Source organism: Kosakonia sp. HypNH10 (genome assembly GCF_029850615.1).
In the GTDB taxonomy this organism is placed as follows: Bacteria; Pseudomonadota; Gammaproteobacteria; order Enterobacterales; family Enterobacteriaceae; genus Kosakonia; species Kosakonia cowanii.
This window is the reverse complement of record NZ_JAOTIU010000001.1, coordinates 905,195-923,998: the sequence shown is the minus strand read 5'-3', so window position 1 is coordinate 923,998 and position 18,804 is coordinate 905,195. Positions and strand designations below refer to the sequence as shown.

Annotated in this window: 16 protein-coding genes; 13 read left to right on the top strand and 3 right to left on the bottom strand. The window is 59.4% G+C overall.

Features of this window, described 5'->3' with window-relative positions:
- Positions 1 to 6 precede the first annotated feature (6 nt).
- The 6 genes from entE to N7V53_RS04490 all read left to right on the top strand — a co-directional run bounded on the left by entE (position 7) and on the right by N7V53_RS04490 (position 6,118).
- A complete protein-coding gene (entE, locus tag N7V53_RS04515; protein WP_279792348.1) occupies positions 7 to 1,605 on the top strand; it encodes a (2,3-dihydroxybenzoyl)adenylate synthase EntE in 1,599 nt (532 codons plus the stop codon).
- 10 nt (positions 1,606 to 1,615) lie between these two features.
- Positions 1,616 to 2,467: an isochorismatase gene (locus tag N7V53_RS04510; RefSeq protein WP_279792347.1), complete on the top strand. Its 852-nt coding sequence runs from the start codon at positions 1,616 to 1,618 to the stop codon at positions 2,465 to 2,467.
- Positions 2,467 to 3,222: a 2,3-dihydro-2,3-dihydroxybenzoate dehydrogenase EntA gene (entA, locus tag N7V53_RS04505; protein ID WP_279792345.1), complete on the top strand. Its 756-nt coding sequence runs from the start codon at positions 2,467 to 2,469 to the stop codon at positions 3,220 to 3,222. Before N7V53_RS04510 ends, entA begins: the two co-directional genes overlap by 1 nt.
- Positions 3,222 to 3,635, top strand: a complete 414-nt coding sequence (entH, locus tag N7V53_RS04500; RefSeq protein ID WP_279792726.1) for a proofreading thioesterase EntH — start codon at positions 3,222 to 3,224, stop codon at positions 3,633 to 3,635. Before entA ends, entH begins: the two co-directional genes overlap by 1 nt.
- Positions 3,636 to 3,800: 165 nt before the next feature.
- Positions 3,801 to 5,906 (top strand): pyruvate/proton symporter CstA, encoded by a 2,106-nt coding sequence (gene cstA, locus N7V53_RS04495; RefSeq protein ID WP_139965465.1) that lies wholly within the window; start codon positions 3,801 to 3,803, stop codon positions 5,904 to 5,906.
- 14 nt (positions 5,907 to 5,920) lie between these two features.
- On the top strand, positions 5,921 to 6,118 hold the full coding sequence (locus N7V53_RS04490) for a YbdD/YjiX family protein (RefSeq protein WP_000460621.1): 198 nt from the start codon (positions 5,921 to 5,923) through the stop codon (positions 6,116 to 6,118).
- Positions 6,119 to 6,161: 43 nt separating this feature from the next.
- Here N7V53_RS04490 and N7V53_RS04485 read toward each other — a convergent pair whose 3' ends face one another.
- Positions 6,162 to 6,905 (bottom strand): 3-oxoacyl-ACP reductase FabG, encoded by a 744-nt coding sequence (locus N7V53_RS04485; RefSeq protein WP_279792339.1) that lies wholly within the window; start codon positions 6,903 to 6,905, stop codon positions 6,162 to 6,164.
- A 107-nt stretch (positions 6,906 to 7,012) separates the two neighbouring features.
- Between N7V53_RS04485 and N7V53_RS04480 the strand changes: the two genes are divergently transcribed.
- Together N7V53_RS04480 and N7V53_RS04475 are read left to right on the top strand one after the other, a co-directional pair.
- A complete protein-coding gene (locus tag N7V53_RS04480) occupies positions 7,013 to 7,606 on the top strand; it encodes a TetR/AcrR family transcriptional regulator (RefSeq protein WP_279792337.1) in 594 nt (197 codons plus the stop codon).
- Between the two features lie 673 nt (positions 7,607 to 8,279).
- A complete protein-coding gene (locus N7V53_RS04475; protein ID WP_279792334.1) occupies positions 8,280 to 9,356 on the top strand; it encodes a Fic/DOC family N-terminal domain-containing protein in 1,077 nt (358 codons plus the stop codon).
- A 491-nt stretch (positions 9,357 to 9,847) separates the two neighbouring features.
- Here the strand turns inward: N7V53_RS04475 and N7V53_RS04470 are convergent, their stop codons facing one another.
- Positions 9,848 to 10,936 carry an oxidoreductase gene (locus N7V53_RS04470; RefSeq protein WP_279792332.1) on the bottom strand — a complete coding sequence of 363 codons (1,089 nt, stop codon included), beginning with the start codon at positions 10,934 to 10,936 and terminating at the stop codon, positions 9,848 to 9,850.
- Between the two features lie 162 nt (positions 10,937 to 11,098).
- Between N7V53_RS04470 and N7V53_RS04465 the strand changes: the two genes are divergently transcribed.
- The 4 genes from N7V53_RS04465 to N7V53_RS04450 all read left to right on the top strand — a co-directional run bounded on the left by N7V53_RS04465 (position 11,099) and on the right by N7V53_RS04450 (position 16,230).
- Positions 11,099 to 12,604 carry a sugar ABC transporter ATP-binding protein gene (locus tag N7V53_RS04465; protein ID WP_279792330.1) on the top strand — a complete coding sequence of 502 codons (1,506 nt, stop codon included), beginning with the start codon at positions 11,099 to 11,101 and terminating at the stop codon, positions 12,602 to 12,604.
- Positions 12,597 to 13,592 (top strand): ABC transporter permease, encoded by a 996-nt coding sequence (locus N7V53_RS04460; protein ID WP_023479978.1) that lies wholly within the window; start codon positions 12,597 to 12,599, stop codon positions 13,590 to 13,592. Before N7V53_RS04465 ends, N7V53_RS04460 begins: the two co-directional genes overlap by 8 nt.
- A gap of 18 nt (positions 13,593 to 13,610) precedes the next feature.
- On the top strand, positions 13,611 to 14,675 hold the full coding sequence (locus N7V53_RS04455) for a sugar ABC transporter substrate-binding protein (protein WP_279792327.1): 1,065 nt from the start codon (positions 13,611 to 13,613) through the stop codon (positions 14,673 to 14,675).
- 310 nt (positions 14,676 to 14,985) lie between these two features.
- Positions 14,986 to 16,230 carry an LVIVD repeat-containing protein gene (locus tag N7V53_RS04450; protein WP_139965461.1) on the top strand — a complete coding sequence of 415 codons (1,245 nt, stop codon included), beginning with the start codon at positions 14,986 to 14,988 and terminating at the stop codon, positions 16,228 to 16,230.
- A 31-nt stretch (positions 16,231 to 16,261) separates the two neighbouring features.
- Here the strand turns inward: N7V53_RS04450 and mtnK are convergent, their stop codons facing one another.
- Positions 16,262 to 17,461: an S-methyl-5-thioribose kinase gene (mtnK, locus tag N7V53_RS04445; protein WP_279792321.1), complete on the bottom strand. Its 1,200-nt coding sequence runs from the start codon at positions 17,459 to 17,461 to the stop codon at positions 16,262 to 16,264.
- A gap of 102 nt (positions 17,462 to 17,563) precedes the next feature.
- Here mtnK and mtnA point away from each other — a divergent pair, with 102 nt between their 5' ends.
- Entirely contained in the window at positions 17,564 to 18,580 is a 1,017-nt protein-coding gene (mtnA, locus tag N7V53_RS04440) for an S-methyl-5-thioribose-1-phosphate isomerase (protein ID WP_279792318.1), read from the top strand.
- Positions 18,581 to 18,804: the final 224 nt, after the last annotated feature.

Sequence of the window (18,804 nt, the reverse complement as noted above, 5' to 3'; positions counted from 1 at the left end):
GCCACAGTGACCATTCCTTTTAGCCGCTGGCCGCAAGAGTTTGCCCGTCGTTACCGTGAAAAGGGCTACTGGCAGGATCTGCCGCTGAGCGATATTTTGACCCGCCACGCTGCCAGCGAAGCCGTTGCGGTGATCGACGGCGATCGTGAGTTGAGCTACCGCCAGCTGCATGCCGCCTCGGACAACCTCGCCTGCGCGTTACAGTCGATGGGCATTGCGCAAGGCGATACCGCGCTGGTGCAACTGGGCAACGTCGCCGAGTTTTACATCACCTTTTTCGCCCTGCTGAAGATCGGCGTCGCGCCGGTGAATGCGCTCTTCAGCCATCAACGCAGCGAACTTAATGCTTATGCGGCGCAGATCAAACCCGCGCTGCTGATTGCCGATCGCGCCCACGGGCTGTTTGCCGATGACGCTTTCCTCAGCGCGTTGAAAAACGATCAGCCGTCGCTGCGCGCTATTTTGCTGCGCGGCGAGTCGCTGGAGCAGGCGATTGCCCGCCCGGCAGATAACTTTACCGCTTCGCCAACTCCGGCAGATGAGGTGGCCTTCTTCCAGCTCTCCGGCGGCAGCACCGGCACGCCGAAGCTGATCCCGCGCACGCACAATGACTACCTCTACAGCATTGTGCGCAGTAATGAGATTTGCCATTTCACGGCGCAAACCCGCTACCTCTGCGCCTTACCGGCGGCGCACAACTACCCGCTAAGCTCGCCCGGCGCGCTCGGTGTCTTTCTTGCCGGTGGCTGTGTGGTGTTGGCGAGCGACCCGAGCGCCACGCTCTGTTTCCCGCTGATTGAAAAACATCAGATTAACGTCACCGCGCTGGTGCCCCCGGCGGTCAGCCTCTGGTTGCAGGCGATAGCCGAGTGGGGCAGCAATGCCCAGCTGGCGTCGTTGAAATTGCTTCAGGTGGGCGGCGCGCGGCTCTCAGCGACGCTTGCCGCGCGTATTCCGGCGGAGATTGGCTGTCAGCTCCAGCAGGTGTTCGGCATGGCCGAAGGGCTGGTGAACTACACCCGTCTCGACGATCCGCTGGAGCGCATCATCAACACCCAGGGGCGGCCGATGTCGCCGGATGATGAAGTGTGGGTCGCCGATGAGAACGGCAATCCGCTGCCCGCAGGCCAGACCGGACGCCTGATGACGCGCGGCCCGTATACGTTCCGCGGCTACTTCAACAGCCCGCAACACAACGCCAGCGCTTTTGATGCTGAGGGCTTCTACTGCTCGGGCGATCTCATCGCCATTGATGAGCAGGGCTACATCACCGTGCAGGGACGGGAAAAAGATCAGATCAACCGCGGCGGCGAGAAGATTGCCGCCGAGGAGATCGAAAACCTGCTGCTGCGCCACGACGCGGTGATCCACGCTGCGCTCGTCAGCATGGAGGACAGCCTGCTCGGCGAGAAGAGCTGCGCGTACCTGGTGGTGAAAACCCCGCTGCGCGCGGTGGCGATCCGCCGCTTTTTGCGCGAGCAGGGTGTGGCGGAATTTAAGCTGCCGGATCGCGTCGAGTGCCTTGAAGCGCTGCCGCTGACACCGGTAGGAAAAGTTGACAAGAAACAGTTACGCCAGTGGTTAGCACAACGCACCCCGGCGTAAAGGAGAGAAGATGGCAATCCCAAAACTACAGGGCTACGCGCTGCCCGCAGCGGCTGATATCCCGGACAACAAAGTGAACTGGTCGTTTGAGCCTGCCCGTGCAGCGCTGTTGATCCATGATATGCAGGACTATTTTGTTAATTTCTGGGGCGATAACTGTCCGATGATGCAGCAAGTGGTGGCGAACATCGCCGCGCTGCGTGACTTCTGCAAGCAGCACAATATTCCGGTCTACTACACCGCGCAGCCGAAAGAGCAGAGCGATGAAGATCGCGCGCTGCTGAACGACATGTGGGGGCCGGGCCTGACCCGCTCGCCGGAGCAGCAGCAGATCGTCAGCGAACTGGCACCGGACGAAGCCGACACCGTGCTGGTGAAGTGGCGCTACAGCGCATTTCACCGCTCGCCGCTGGAGCAGATGCTGAAAGAGACCGGCCGCAATCAGTTGCTGATCACCGGTGTCTACTCGCATATCGGCTGTATGACCACCGCCACCGACGCCTTTATGCGCGATATCAAGCCGTTTATGGTGGCCGACGCGCTGGCGGATTTCAGCCGCGAAGAGCACTTAATGTCGCTCAACTATGTCGCCGGGCGTTCCGGCCGTGTAGTGCTGACGCAAGAGTTGCTGCCGCTGCCGGCAAGTAAAGCGGCGCTGCGCGAAATCATCCTGCCGCTGCTGGATGAGTCTGACGAGCCGCTGGATGACGAAAACCTGATTGATTACGGCCTCGACTCGGTGCGCATGATGGCGCTTGCCGCCCGCTGGCGCAAAGTGCATGGCGATATCGACTTTGTCATGCTGGCGAAAAAACCAACCATCGATGCCTGGTGGGCGCTGCTCGCGCGCGGGGTGCAGTGATGGCGAGCCTCGATTTCAGCGGGCGCAGCGTCTGGGTGAGCGGGGCAGGGAAGGGGATCGGCTATGCCACTGCGCTCGCCTTCGTCGAGGCGGGCGCGCAGGTGACCGGCTTCGATCTCGCCTTTAACGGCGACACTTACCCGTTTGCCTGCGAAACGCTGGATGTCGCCGACGCCGCGCAGGTCGCCGCCGTCTGCGAGCGCCTGCTTTCAAACAACGCGCCGCTGGATGTGCTGGTCAATGCCGCAGGCATTTTGCATATGGGCGCAACGGATACGCTTTCTGACAAAGAGTGGCAGCAGACGTTCACTGTTAACGTCGGCGGTGCCTTTAACCTCTTTCGCCAGACGATGGCGCACTTTCGCCGCCAGCAGCGCGGGGCGATTGTCACCGTCTGCTCTGACGCCGCGCATACGCCGCGTATCGGCATGAGCGCTTATGGCGCGTCGAAAGCGGCGCTGAAAAGCCTCGCCCTGACCGTCGGTCTTGAGCTGGCCGCCAGCCACGTACGCTGTAATATCGTCTCGCCCGGTTCGACGGATACCGATATGCAGCGCACGCTGTGGGTGAGCGACGATGCGGAGCAGCAGCGCATTCGCGGCTTTGGCGAGCAGTTTAAGCTCGGTATTCCGCTGGGGAAAATCGCCCGTCCGCAGGAGGTGGCGAACACCATTTTGTTCCTCGCCTCCGATCTCGCCAGCCACATCACGCTACAGGATATTGTGGTGGATGGCGGCTCGACGCTGGGGGCATGATGATCTGGAAACGTCACTTAACGCTGGAGGCGCTGAACGCCACCAGCGATAACACCCTGATCGGACATCTGGCGATTACCTACACCCGCATCGGGGATGATTTTCTCGAAGCGGAGATGCCGGTCGATAGTCGTACGCATCAGCCGTTTGGCCTGCTGCACGGCGGCGCGTCGGCGGCGCTGGCGGAGACGCTGGGGTCTATGGCTGGTTTTATGATGACCAGCGACGGGCAGTGCGTGGTCGGCACCGAGCTGAACGCCACCCATCACCGCGCGGTGGCGCATGGCAAAGTGCGCGGCGTTTGCCAGCCGCTGCATCTTGGCCGCCAGAATCAGAGCTGGGAGATCGTGGTGTTTGATGAGCAGGGGCGGCGCTGCGCAACCTGTCGTCTCAGCACCGCAGTGCTTGGCTAACCCTTCGCCCTCCGGCTCAGGAGGGCATTCTTGCGATCCCGTTAACACAATCAACCAAATGCCGTGCGGCAGGCCGCCTTTCCTGTGTTTCAAAGTTGTTAAGTTCTTTGAGTTGATATAGAAACAAAATGTAACATCTCTCTGTCTCTCAAACGGATAACCGCTATGAACAACCCAGGGAAATACCTTGTTTGGGGCGCGCTCTCGCTTGTTGGCGCGTTTGCCCTCGGCTATATCGCTCTGAATCGCGGCGAACCGATCAACGCACTCTGGATCGTGGTCGCAGCCGTCTGTATTTACCTCATTGCTTACCGTTTTTATGGTCTCTATATCGCCAAAAATGTGCTGCAGGTTGACCCGACGCGCATGACCCCGGCGGTGCGCTACAACGACGGCCTCGACTATGTGCCGACAGACAAAAAAGTGCTGTTCGGTCACCATTTTGCAGCGATTGCAGGCGCAGGCCCGCTAGTAGGCCCGGTGCTGGCGGCGCAGATGGGTTATCTGCCCGGCATGATCTGGATCCTCGCAGGCGTAGTGTTAGCCGGTGCGGTGCAGGATTTTATGGTGCTCTTTATCTCCACCCGCCGCGATGGGCGCTCCCTTGGCGAGATGGTGAAGGCAGAGATGGGGCCGACCGTCGGCGTGATCGCACTGGTGGCGACCTTTATGATCATGGTGATTATCCTCGCGGTGCTGGCGATGATTGTCGTCAAAGCGCTGACCCACAGCCCGTGGGGCACCTATACCGTGGCGTTCACCATTCCGCTGGCGGTGTTTATGGGCATCTATATTCGCTACCTGCGCCCGGGGCGCATTGGCGAAGTGTCGGTGATTGGCCTGGTGCTGCTGGTGTTCGCCATTATCTCCGGCGGCTGGGTCGCCGAAAGCCCGACCTGGGCACCGTGGTTTGATTTTACCGGCGTGCAGCTCACCTGGATGCTGGTCGGCTACGGTTTTGTCGCCTCGGTACTGCCGGTGTGGCTGCTGCTGGCCCCGCGCGATTACCTCTCTACCTTCCTGAAAATCGGTACCATTATTGGCCTGGCGATTGGCATTCTGATTATGCGCCCGACGCTGACAATGCCCGCGCTGACCAAGTTTGTCGATGGCACCGGCCCGGTGTGGACCGGTAATCTCTTCCCGTTCCTCTTTATCACCATCGCCTGCGGCGCGGTCTCTGGCTTCCATGCGCTGATTTCCTCCGGCACTACACCGAAGATGCTCGCCAGCGAAGGGCAGGCCTGCTTTATCGGCTACGGCGGCATGTTGATGGAGTCGTTTGTGGCGATCATGGCGCTGGTCTCGGCGTGCATTATCGATCCGGGCGTCTACTTTGCGATGAACAGTCCAATGGCGGTGCTGGCCCCGGCGGGCACCACCGATGTGGTCGCGTCTGCGGCGCAAGTGGTGAGCAACTGGGGCTTTACCATTACGCCGGATGCGCTGCGGCAGATTGCCGATGAAGTGGGTGAGCAGTCGATCATCTCGCGGGCGGGCGGGGCACCGACGCTGGCGGTCGGCATGGCCTATATTCTGCACGGCGCGCTCGGCGGCCTGATGGATGTCTCCTTCTGGTATCACTTTGCGATTCTGTTTGAGGCGCTGTTTATTCTGACGGCGGTGGATGCCGGAACCCGCGCGGCGCGCTTTATGTTGCAGGATCTGCTGGGGGTCATCTCCCCGACGCTGAAACGCACCGAATCGTTGCCCGCTAACCTGCTTGCTACCGCGCTTTGCGTGCTGGCGTGGGGCTACTTCCTGCATCAGGGAGTGGTCGATCCGCTGGGCGGTATCAATACGTTATGGCCGCTGTTTGGCATCGCCAACCAGATGCTGGCAGGCATGGCGCTGATGCTCTGCGCGGTGGTGCTGTTTAAGATGAAGCGCCAGCGCTATGCGTGGGTGGCGTTAGTGCCAACGGCCTGGCTGCTGATCTGCACGCTGACCGCTGGCTGGCAGAAGACCTTCAGCCCGGACAACAAAGTGGGCTTCCTGGCGATTGCCAATAAGTTCCAGGCGATGATCGACAGCGGCAATATTCCGGCGCAGTATACCCAGTCACAGCTGGCGCAGCTGGTGTTTAACAACCGTCTCGATGCCGGGTTAACGCTCTTCTTTATGGTTGTGGTAGTGGTACTGGCGTTCTACTCGCTGAAGACCGCGCTGGCGGCGCTGAAAGCGGATCACCCGACGGCGCAAGAGACGCCTTACGAAGCGATGCCGGACAACGTTGATCAGGTTGTGGCGCGCGCCAAAAACGCGCACTAAGCGAAGGAGCAAATATGTTCGATACGCTCTCAAAAGCGGGAAAATACTTAGGCCAGGCGGCAAAGATGATGATTGGCGTGCCGGATTATGACAACTACGTTGAGCATATGCGCGTCACTCATCCGGATCAGACGCCGATGACCTATGAGGAATTCTTCCGCGAGCGCCAGGATGCGCGCTACGGCGGCAAAGGCGGCGCACGCTGCTGTTAACGCTCAAAAAGCGGCACAATGTGCCGCTTTTTTTTGCCTCTTATCAGGCGTTGGTCCCGCCATCCACCACAATATCCGCGCCGGTGATGTGCTTCGCCGCCGGGCTGGCAAGAAACGCCACCGCTTCGGCAATATCCTGCGGCTCGCCGTAGTGGCCTAACGCGGTAAAACTGCGCTGCTCGTCTGCCTGCTCGCCATCTGCCGGGTTCATATCGCTGTCCGTCGAGCCGGGTTTCACCATATTCACCGTGATGCCGCGCGCGCCCAGATCCCGCGCCAGACCGCGCGTCAGGGAGTTGAGCGCCGATTTGGTCATCGAATAAATCGTGACGCCTTTAAACGGCACCTGGTCGGAGAGGTTACTGCCGATGTTAATAATGCGCGCGCCATCCGGCAGGTGTGCCAGCGCCGCCTGGGTGGTATAGACCACGCCGCGAATATTGACGTTGATCAGCGCGTCGATATCCTCTTGCGACATTGACTCCAGCGACCCGCCGCGCGCAATCCCGGCGTTATTGACCAGAATATCCAGCCCGCCCAGCTGTGAAACCGCCTGTGCAACGGAGTCCTGCGCCGCCTGCGGATTGGCGCTGTCGGCCTTGATGGCGACGCCGTTGCGCCCAAGCGCGCGGATCGCTTCAGCAACCGCTTCGGCTTTCTCTGCCGATTTTTCATAGGTGATGGCGACATCCGCCCCGGCGCGCGCCAGCGTTAAAGCGATGGCTTTGCCGAGACCCCGGCTTGCGCCAGTGACCAGCGCGCGTTTACCTGACAGTGAATATGACATGATGACTCCTGGATTATGTGTCGATTGATACATAATTAAAATAATCAGGCTTCCATCTATTCGTCAATATTATTAATATACCGATCAGCACAAAATGTGAGGAGCTGATGATGAGCCGGGGAAGACCGCGCGAATTTGATCGTACAGAAGCGCTGAACAAGGCGATGTTGCTCTTCTGGCGCAAGGGGTATACCGCCACCTCGATGAGCGATCTCTATGAGGCGATGGGCATTAAGTCGCCGAGCCTCTATGCGGCGTTCGGCAGTAAAGAGAACCTCTACGATGAGGTGTTGCAGCACTACGAGCAGTGCGTTGCGCCGCTGATTTGGGGCGATATGGAGCAGGAACCGTCGCCAAAATGCGCTGTTGCAAGCTGGCTTGAACGCTCAGCCGACATGCTGACGCGCTGCGATCTGCCGCACGGTTGCATGGTGACGCTCTCGGCTGTCGCCAGCGAAGGTAACGATCGGCTTGGTCAGCGCGTACAGGCTATGCGCAACGGCGGGATGGCGTTACTGAAGGCGCGTCTGGCGCAGGCACAAGCGCAGGGCGAACTGCCCGCCGATACCGATATTGATGCCCTGACCCGGCTTTACACCAGCATCCAGCAGGGGATGTCGATCCAGGCGCGCGATGGCGCCAGCCGAGAAACGCTGCTCGGCATCGCCCGCATGGCGATGGGGCTATGGCCGAAGGAATAAATACCGGTGGTTTGTAGGCCGGATAAGCGTGAGCGCCATCCGGCGATGGGGGCGGCATGTTGCCGCGGTGGAAGAGGTTCTGTAGGCCGGATAAGGCGCAGCCGCCATCCGGCAATGGGCCTGGCATGTTGGATTGGTGGAAGGGTTCCGTTCACCAGGCGTTGGGCGGAATGTTTTTATCACCGGTGCGGTGAACGGGACAAGGGAAGCGGCCGCGCTCCCCTTGTCAATCCCCGCGGCCCCGCAAGGAAATCGGTGCTGCGCACTGCGCTCACCTCCCGCGTGCCTGACTGCGGCCGGCTCGACTCGGCTTGCTCGCCCCTACGGACTCGCTCCATGCCTCGGTTCGCCTCTGTCCGCCATCCATGGCGTCCAGACCTTGTCATTCACGCTTCGGTTCGCCGATTTCAGCGGGGACACAACCCCTCGCTGCGAGACCGCAGATAAAAGCAAAAACGGTATCGCTGGAGCTGCGTTTTGGTTGGCCGGATAAGGCGAAGCCGCCATCCGGCATGTGATCTCGTCTCCATTTCCGAATAGCGCGAAAGCGCATATGCTGCCAAAAATGTTAAACACGTCGATAAAATCGCATTTATTAAACATGTCATCGTGACAGGTCGATCGCATCGACATATTATCAGTATATGTCGATAAAAATGGATTTTGTAAACATATGAGCTGGGATCCGACCATACCCTACAACGCTTTACCGATGCTGCCGCCCAACGTGGAGGAGATTGAAACTCGCAAGGTACTTAAGGCCTGCATAACTGCACGTGCCGCTCTGGCAGAGTTGAACACGGCAGGAGAGTTAATTCCCGATCAAGGGTTATTGATTAACCTCCTTCCTCTACTTGAGGCAAAAGACTCCTCGCGCATCGAAAATATCGTGACCACCAGCGATCAGCTCTTCCAGTATGCCGATCAGGCCGAGAACGCCGATCCCGCAACAAAAGAGGCGTTACGTTACCGGACCGCATTGCACGATGGCTTTACTTACCTGAGCAGCTACCCGTTGTGTACTAACACTGCGATCGCCATTTGCACCACGCTGCGCGGCGTAGAAACGGATATTCGTAAAACCCCCGGAACGGTATTGCGCGATCAGAACAGTGACGTGGTTTATACCCCGCCGGTAGGTGAAGCGGCTATTCGCAATCTGCTGGGAAATTGGGAACGTTTCATCCATGCCGATGATGACCTGGATCCGCTGATAAAAATGGCGATTTCACACTATCAATTCGAGTGTATTCACCCCTTTTCGGACGGAAATGGCAGAACAGGTCGAATCCTGAATATTTTGTATCTGATTCAGAGTGAATTGCTTTCGCTGCCCATTCTTTACCTCTCCCGGTTTATCCTGGAAAGGCGCGATCGCTATTACACGCTCCTGCGTGACGTGACAGCCGAAGGTCGGTGGGAGGCGTGGATCTTATTTATGCTGGAAGCGATAGAAAACACCGCGCGCTGGACCAAGAAAAAAATCGCCATCATTCGTCAACTGATGGTGGATACAACACAATTTGTGCGTGAACGACTGCCAAAAATCTACACCCATGAGTTGATGCAAATACTTTTTGCACAGCCCTACTGTCGGATAGATAACCTTGTAAAAGGGCAAGTGGCTAAGCGCCAGACTGCATCGCTCTACCTGAAGCAACTTGCAGAAATAGGCGTGCTGGAGGAGATGAGCATGGGGCGCGAAAAGCTCTACCTCAATACACGGCTATTGCAGGAGTTAAGCCACTAATTGCCGCGAGTCATCTCTCACGCTGTTCTCCTGCCGGATGGCGGCTGCGCCTTATCCGGCCTACAAATCCCTCCGACCCCATAGGCCGGATAAGCGGTACGCGCCATCCGGCGATGGGTCTGGCATATGGCATTTTGTGGAATAGTTCCGTTCACCAGGCGTTGGGGAGTTTCATTAATCTCTTATGCGGTGAACGGGACAAGGGAAGCGGCCGCGCTCCCCTTGTCAATCCCCGCGGCCCCGCGAGGAAACCGGTGCTGCGCACTGCGCTCACCTCCCGCGTGCCTGACTGCGGCCGGCTCGACTCGACATCCTGTCTCGGTTCGCCTCTGTCCGCCATCCATGGCGTCCAGACCTTGTCATTCACGCTTCGGTTCGCCGATTTCAGCGGGGATACAACCCCCGCGCTGTCATATTGGAGATAAAAGCAAAGACGGTGTCGCTGATACATTGCCGGATGGCGCTGGCGCTTATCCTGCCTACGGGATAATTTATCGCGCGAAGGTCTCCACCTTCTCAAACGCCGCATAGAGTTTGTCGGCGGTGACAGCCACCGGCAGCGCATGAATCGACTCCACCGGGCGCAGGGTATGGGCGATCACCTTATCCAGCTCGGCGCGGTTATGAATATCCACCTCCAGCTCCGCAAGCGTGGTCGGTAGGTTGAAACGCTGATAGGCCGCCACAAGCTGCGCCAGCACGTCGTCCTGGCCGAGCAGGGCGCTCTGCACCAGAATGCCGTAGGCGACTTTCGTGCCGTGGAGGAACTTCTCCGTCTGCGGCAGCACCGTCAGCCCGTTATGCACCGCATGCGCCGCTGCCACGCGGGTATAGCGCTCGCCAAGCCCGCCGACCATGCCGCCACCGGCGATAATCGCATCCACCACATCACGAAACGCCTGCGTTACTTCCCCGCGCTGTTGATCGGCAAGCGCCGCTTCGCTGCTCTCCAGCAATACATCGCGGATCGCCAGCGCGTTGTTAATACCCAGGCGCACCGTCAGCGGTAAGTTTTCCGGCTGCGGTGCCAGAACCACCGCTTCATACCACTTCGCCAGCGTATCGCCGATGCCCGCCAGCAGGTACTCCACCGGGGCATCAAGGATAATCTGCGGCTCGACCAGCACCAGAAAGTTAGCGTCATCAAAGATCTCAAAATGGAGCGCCTGACCGGCGTCGTTATACCAGACCGAGAGCGGCGTCCACGCCGCGCAGGTAGCGGCAATGGTCGGGATCGCCACCACCGGCAAGCCGAGGCGGCGCGCGACCGCTTTTGCTGTATCCAGCAGTGCACCGCCGCCAACGCCGATCACCACGCTGCGATCCGCACCCGCCTGCTGAGCCAGCTCCGCCACATCATGCTCGCTGCAATGCCCTTTAAACAGCAGATGCGTGGCGCCAGGCGCGTTAACCCCTTGTGGTAGAAACGGTTTTGCGGCGGCAAAGGCGCGCTCGCCGTAGATCCACACCGCGCGGGAAAGCTGCTCAGCGGAGTAAAAATCCTCCAGCCGCGCAAGGCTGCCTGCGTGGGAGTAGTAGTTGGCGGGGCCGGGTACAACGCGGATATCGGTGCTGCTCATATGAGGTGTCCTTGTGTGTAATCGCTAACCCGATGTTATGTCTGGACATCCGGATGGCTAATATTATTTCGCTTTAACTTATGCCTTTTCTGTCGTTGCCAGTCAAGCGAGGCTGTGAAAAATTCGCTAAATCAATCTATTAATCGCAGGTATTCACGCGCTATGGGAAGCAACCTCCTCGAAATGCGTGGCATGCGCCTCGCCTTTGGCGGCTTCAACGCACTGTCGAATGTCGACCTCACCTTACGGGGCGGTTCAGTCCATGCCTTAACCGGCGCAAATGGCGCAGGCAAATCGACCCTGATGGCGGTGCTGTGCGGCACCTATGATCATTACGAAGGGGAGATCGCCATTAACCATCAGGTGGTGTCGATCCGCTCCCCGCGCGATGCGAAACAGCTCGGTATTCACCTCGTACAGCAGGAGGTGGACGTTGCGCTGGTGCCGGGGCTGAGCATCGCCGAGAACATCATGCTGGATAAGCTGGCAGAGGGCGGGCACCGCTTTCGCTGGGGTGAGATCCGCCGCCAGGCGCGCGACGCGCTGGCACAGCTCGATGTAGAGTTTGATGTCACCCGCGCTATCGACAGCTGCACGCTGGCGGAAAAACAGCACATCTTACTGGCGCGGGCGCTCTCCCATCACTGCCGCTTTTTGATCCTCGACGAGCCAACCGCGCCGCTCGATCAGCACGAGAGTGAGCGCCTGTTTACGGTGGTCAGACGCCTGCAACAGCAGGGGATCGGCGTGGTGTTTATCTCCCATCGCATTCATGAAGTGAAAGCGATTTGCGACACCCTGACGGTGCTGCGCGACGGCAGGCTGGTGGAGTCCGGGCCGATGACGGCGCTCAGCGGCGAAGAGATTGTTGAGAAGATGCTCGGCCATGAACTGAGCGATATCTACCCGCCCGCGCGGCCGCCGCATAGCGATGAACTGCTGCTCAGCATTGATGGCCTGCACGACGAAGGGCTGCTGAAAGATATCTCGCTGCGGTTGCGTAAAGGCGAAATCCTTGGCATTGCCGGTCTGGCGGGCGCGGGCAAAACCGAGCTGTGCAAAGCGCTCTTCGGGGCGAGTAAAAGCCGTGTTACGCGCGGCGAACTGAATCATCAGCCGTGGCGTCCGCGCGATCCGGCTGATTCGGTGACGCGCGGCATGGCGCTGGTGCCGGAAGAGCGGCGCAAAGAGGGGATCTTTATCGATGAGCCGGTCAGCATGAACCTCGCCGTCAGCGCCGATCGCACCTTTTCGCGCTGGGGGATCTTTGCACATCACCAGGCGTGGCGCTGGGCGCAAGAGGTGATTGCCCGCGTTGGCGTGCGCGCCAGTGGGCCAGGCCAGATACTGCGCCGTCTCTCCGGCGGCAATCAGCAGAAGGTGGCGATTGGCAAGTGGCTGCGCGGCCAGGCGAACGTGGTGATTTTTGACGAGCCGACCAAAGGCGTCGATGTAAAGGCGAAAACCGACCTCTTCCAGCTGATCGACGGGCTGGCGCGCGAAGGCAAAGGCGTGATTTACGCGTCGGGTGAATTCGCCGAGCTGGTGGGTTTGTGCGACCGGATTTGTGTGCTGTGGGATGGGCGCATTGTGGCAGAAGTGCAGGGCGAGGATGCCCGCGAAGAGACACTCCTTTACTATTCCACCGGAGGAACGGCCCGTGAGTAAGGCCCTTTCAGTCAGTGCGGCGGCATCACCGCGGCAGCAATTTTTCGATTTCCTTTATAAGTGGGGCATGTTGCTCACCGTGGTGGCGCTGGTGGCTATTTTTGGCATCGCCTCGGACAACTTCCTCGATCCCAATAACATCATCAATATCCTGCGCTCGATCGCCATCGTCACGGTGATTGCCGTTGGTGTGTCGATCTCGCTGACCATTGGCGGGTTTGATCTCTCCGTCGGTTCTACCGCATCGCTGGCGAACGCGCTGGTGATCTCGCTCTTTGTCTGGCACGGCTTTGACACGACGGAGGCGATCCTTGTGACGCTGGCGCTCTGTACGCTGGTCGGCCTGTTTAACGCCTTTCTGATTGTGGTGCTGCGCATTCCCGACATGCTGGCGACGCTCGGCAGCCTGTTTGTTATTCAGGGTGTGGCGATGACCTACAGCTACGGCGGATCGATTACCGAAAATATGGTGCTGCCGAGCGGTGATATGGCGGAAGGCACCATTCCGGCGGCGTTTTCGCTGCTCGGCCAGGTGCCGACCATCGTCATCATTATGCTGGTGGTGACGGTGGTGGCGCAGCTTGGCCTCTCGTTGACTACCCACGGCCGCCGGATGTACGCCATTGGCGGCAACCCGGAAGCGGCGCGCCTCTCCGGCATTCGCACCACGCGCTACAAAGTGGCGGCTTATGTCATTGCCTCGCTGCTGGCGGGGCTTGGCGGGATTCTGCTCGCCTCGCGCATTGGCTCCTCGCAGGTGAATGCGGGCGGCGGGTATTTGATGGATGCGGTCGCTGCGGCGTGGATCGGCTTCTCGCTGGCGGGCTCGGGCAAGCCGAACGCGCTCGGCACGCTGGTCGGAGCGGTGATCCTTGGCGTGCTCTCGAACGGGCTGGTGATGCTGTCGGTGCCCTATTACGCGATGGACATTATTAAGGGGCTGGTGCTGGCCGGTGCTCTTGCGTTGACTTACTTCCAGCGTCGTTAACTTTCAGGGGAAACAGAGATGAAAAAAATAGCACTTTCACTGCTGGCGCTGGGATTACTCAACGCCCTGCCGGGCCACGCCGCCACACCTGCGCCGGTTCCGGATGCCATCGCCAACCATAACGGCCCGGTGCGCATTGCGCTGATCCGTAACCTCGGCTCTGATGACAACACCACCCAGTTTGTCGCCGGTGCTTTGCAGCAGGGTAAAAAACTTGGCTTTAAAATCAGCACCTTTTTAAGCAACGGTGATGACGCCAAATTCCAGGACTTCGTTAACCAGGCGATCAGCCAGAAGTATGACGGCATTATTCTTTCGCAGGGGCGCGATCCCTACTCGACGGATCTGATCAAAAAAGCGGTCGCCGCCGGGATCAAAGTGGCGGTGTTTGATACCGCCGTTAAGGGCGAAATTCCGGGCGTTACCGTGACGCAGCAGGATGACGCCTCGCTGACCAAACTCTCCTTCGGCGAGCTGGTGAAAGATTTCAACGGCAAAGCCAACATTATCAAGCTGTGGGTCGCCGGTTTCCCGCCGATGGAGCGCCGCCAGGCGGCTTATGCGGAACTGCTGAAAGCAAATCCGGGCATTAAAGAGCTGGAGTCGATTGGTGCCGTTTCCTCCGATGTGCAGGGCGACACGGCCAACAAAGTGGGCGCGGTGCTGGCGAAATACCCGAAAGGGCAGATTGATGCCATATGGGGCACCTGGGATGCCTTCAGCCAGGGGGCCTATAAAGCGCTGAAAGAGAATGGCCGCACCGAGATCAAGCTCTACAGCATTGATGTCTCGAACCAGGATCTGCAATTGATGCGTGAAGCGGGCAGCCCGTGGAAGGTGAGCGTGGCGGTGGATCCGAAGCTGATTGGTGCCACCAACGTACGCCTGATCGCCAATAAGATTGCCGGTGAACCGACGCCTGCGACTTACGATTTTAAAGCCGCCGCCATTCCGCAGGCGCTGCTCGCCAGCCAGCCTGGCGCGGTGAATGTGGCGTCGCTCGGCAAAATCATTCCCGGCTGGGGCCAGACGCAGGACTTTATCGCGCCGTGGTTTGCGACGCTGGAAGCGAAGAATAAGTAGTTTTGCAACGCGAGCCGGTTTTGTCGGCCGGTGCGGCATTGATTGCCGGATGGCGCTGGCGCTTATCCGGCCTACAAGGGCGTATTGCAATAAACAATTGCGGCGAACCCGTTTGCCGGATGGCGCTTCGCTTATCCGGCCTACAAGGGCGTATTGCAACAAGCAATCGCGGCGCACCCGTTTGCCGGATGGCGCTAACGCTTATCCGGCCTACAAGGGCATATCGCAATAAGCAATTGCGGTGAACCCGTAGGCCGGATAAGGCAACGCCGCCATCCGGCAGTGCGCCGATCTTTAACAAGGATAAATCATGGCAACTGAACTTCCACGCCCGGACTACAGCCGCAATATGCGGTTGATTGGCCACAGCGACCAGGGCGGTCGCCCGGACGGTGTCCAGCTGATGGTGCACCGCGGCTTTGCCTATATCGGCCATATGGTGTCGCAGGGCTTCTCCATTGTGGACGTCCGCGACCCAAAGAACCCGAAACCTGCGGGCTATATCGCCGCGCCGCCCGGCACCTGGAATGTACATCTGCAAGCCCACGACGATCTGCTGCTGGTGATCAATGCCCGCGATCTCTTTGCCGACGCCCGCTTTGCCGATGAAAAGGTCTACTACACCCGCTCGGTCGGCGAAACCGTAAGCGATGTGCAGGATAAAGGCTGGAGCGCCGGGCTGCGCATTTTCGATATCTCCACGCCGGACAAGCCGCGCGAAATCAGCTTCCTGTCGCTCGATGGCATCGGCATTCACCGCATCTGGTATGTCGGCGGGCGCTGGGCTTATGTTTCTGCGCTGATCGATGGCTTTACCGACTACATCTTCCTGACCATCGATCTCAAAGACCCGCGCAAACCTGAGGTGGCCGGGCGTTGGTGGCTGCCGGGCATGAACCAGGCCGCAGGCGAAACGCCGGGCTGGGAAGAGGGCAAACGCTACGCGCTGCACCACGCGATTATTGCCGGTGATACCGCCTATGGCAGCTGGCGCGACGGCGGCCTGACGCTGCTGGATGTGAAAGATCGCACTCAGCCGACGCTTATCAGCCACCGCAACTGGAGCCCGCCGTTTGGCGGCGGCACCCACACCGCGCTGCCGTTGCCGGATCGCGATCTGCTGGTGGTGCTGGATGAAGCGGTGCTCGACAATCAGGAGGATGGCGAAAAGCTGATCTGGCTGTTCGATATTCGCGAGCCCGCTAACCCGGTCAGCATCGCCACCTTCCCGCAGCCGGATGAGATCGATTATGTGGCGAAAGGGGCGCACTTTGGCCCGCACAACCTGCATGAGAACCGCCCCGGCAGCTTTATCAGCTCAACGCTGATTTTCGCCACCTACCAGAATGCCGGTGTGCGCGCGTACGATATCTCTAACCCCTATCGCCCGGTTGAGACCGGCGCGCTGGTGCCAGCGGCACCGGAAAAAATGATGGATACCCGCCCCGGTCGCCCACGCGTGATCCAGTCCTGCGATGTGTTTGTTGACGCGCAGGGGATCATCTACAGCACCGACTACAACGGCGGGTTGTCGATTATTGAGTATCTGGGGTGAGCGAAGCGCCGGAGGGCGCTTCGTTATCGGCTTACGAGTATTGCCGCACGCGGGCAATTAACTCATCGACGTTATCAATGCGATCGGCAATCACAATCAGCGCTTTGCCAAGGGAGAGGGCATGACGGAGGCAGGCGTGGCGCATCTCCTCATCTTTGATGGTGTCGATATCTGCCACGTGCGATAGTCCAACGCTGCGGCGGATAAGCTCAGTGCCGCAAAAACCAATCGCATCGGTCCACACTTTTTTCAGAAATGCCGAGGCGTAGCCCGGCTGCGCCAGCGCCGCGTCCTGCGTCTTCTCGGTTGCTAACGCCTGGAAGCGCTCGGCAAAGGTGGCCCACAGGGTCTGAATATCGATCAGCCGCTGCTCGCGTGCCGCCGCCGCATCGCGAATACCGAGGTGACCCGGCAGGCCGCAGTAGTTGAGCAGCAGGTTGCCGATAGCGGTACCGATATCAAAACCAATCGGGCCGAAGTAGCCGAACTCGGCGTCAATCGCTTTCAGGCTACCGTCGGCAACAAAAATAGAGCCGCTGTGAATATCGCCATGCAGCAAGGCTTCAGCGTGAGAGAAGAAGCGGTGCTTAAGCGACGCGACTGCGACTTTCAGCTGCGCATCATCGCGCAGAGCGGCGACGTCCGCTTCCAGCTCGGCCGGGTAGTTATTGCGCTCGTGGATCTGGTAGGGATCGTTGAAGAAGAGATCTTCGGTGATCTCGCACATCGCCGGGTTAATAAATTTAGCCACCTGCGCTTTTTTAACATGTGGGTGGAGGTAAAAATCACTGGTGTGAAACAGCGTCTGCGCCAGGTATTCACCTAACTGCGTCGCTGCCTGCGGATAATAGACATTGCGAATCAGTTCGCCGCGCCAGATGTGGTGATCGGAGAGATCTTCCATCACCATCACCGCCAGCTCCGGGTTGAAATGGAGGATGTTAACGGTGTGCTGCGGGCAGTGCTGGTAGTGTTCGACCAGCGTTTGTGCTTCGAGACGCGCACGATCGAGGGTCAGCGGCCAGGACTCACCGACGCAGCGCACATAGGGCAGCGCCTGTTTGACGATGACGCGGCTTGTGCCGTTGCGGTCAAAAATTTTAAATACCAGATTGAGGTTACCGTCGCCCACTTCCTGCGCGTCAACCAGTTCGGAGGGATCGCGAAGGCCGCCAAATTGTTGTGCATATGCCACGGCATCACGGGCGGAAAAGGTATGGTATTGCGACATTGCCTCGATCCTCTTTTTGCGATTTAAGCCATTTAGACGTCTATACATCCGCTTTGCATCCTGACACAATACGCCACATTAACGCAACAGGGATTTAACGATATGCCGTCATTACAGACCACCAGCCTGCGCATCGCCGAAAATCGTTTATTTATTCTCGATCAACAGGCGTTACCGCAGGAGAAACGCTGGCTCGCCGCCGATTCGGTAGATGAACTTGTCGGCCATATTCACGCGCTGCGCGTGCGCGGTGCGCCGCTGATTGGCCTCTCTGCCAGCCTGCTGCTGGCGCTGCTGGCCGCGCGCGGTGAGAGCCGTGAACAGCTGGCGCAGGCGCTGGAAACCCTGCGCGCGGCGCGCCCGACGGCGGTGAATCTGATGAACAATCTTGACCGCATGAAGCAGGCGCTGGCGCAGGAGACTTACTCTAACGCGCTGATGACGGAGGCGCTGCGGCTGGTGGACGAGGATAAACAGCTCTGCGACAACATTGCGCAAGCGGGTGCCGCGCTGGTTAAACCCGGCAGCCGTATTTTGACCCACTGCAACACCGGCGGGCTGGCAACGGCGGGCGTCGGCACGGCGCTCGGCGTGATTGCGCTGGCGCATCAGCAGGGCAACATCAGCAATGTGTGGGTGGATGAGACGCGCCCGCTGTTGCAGGGCGGGCGGCTGACCGCCTGGGAGCTGGGCGAGCTGGGCGTGCCGTATCAACTGATTACCGATTCGATGGCCGCCAGCCTGATGGCGAAAGGGGAGGTGGATGCGGTGTGGGTCGGCGCGGACAGGATCGCGGCGAATGGTGATGTGGCGAACAAGATAGGCACCTATTCGCTGGCGGTGCTGGCGAAGTTCCACAACGTGCCGTTTTATGTCGCCGCGCCGCAAACCACCCTCGATCCCCATTGTCCGAACGGCGAGGCGATCCCGATTGAGCAGCGCGCCGCCACGGAAGTGACCGGCGTGGCGGGAAGTTTTGGTGCGGTGCAGTGGGCGCCGGAAGATGCGCAGGTGTATAACCCGGCGTTTGATGTTACCCCCGCCGCGCTGATCAGCGGTTGGGTGCTCGATAGCGGCGTGGTAACGAAGGCCGCGGATCTTTTTACGCACAGTGCATAAGAACGTTGCCGGATGGCGCGTAAACGCTTATCCGGCCTACGGGTAGGGAGCCGCTGAAACATCATTGCCGGATGGCGGCTGCGCCTTATCCGGCCTACGGGTAGGGAGCCGCTGAAACATCATTGCCGGATGGCGGCTGCGCCTTATCCGGCCTACGGGTGAGGAGCTGCTGAAACGGCGTAGGCCGGATAAGCGCCAGCGCCATCCGGCAATATCAAACCGCT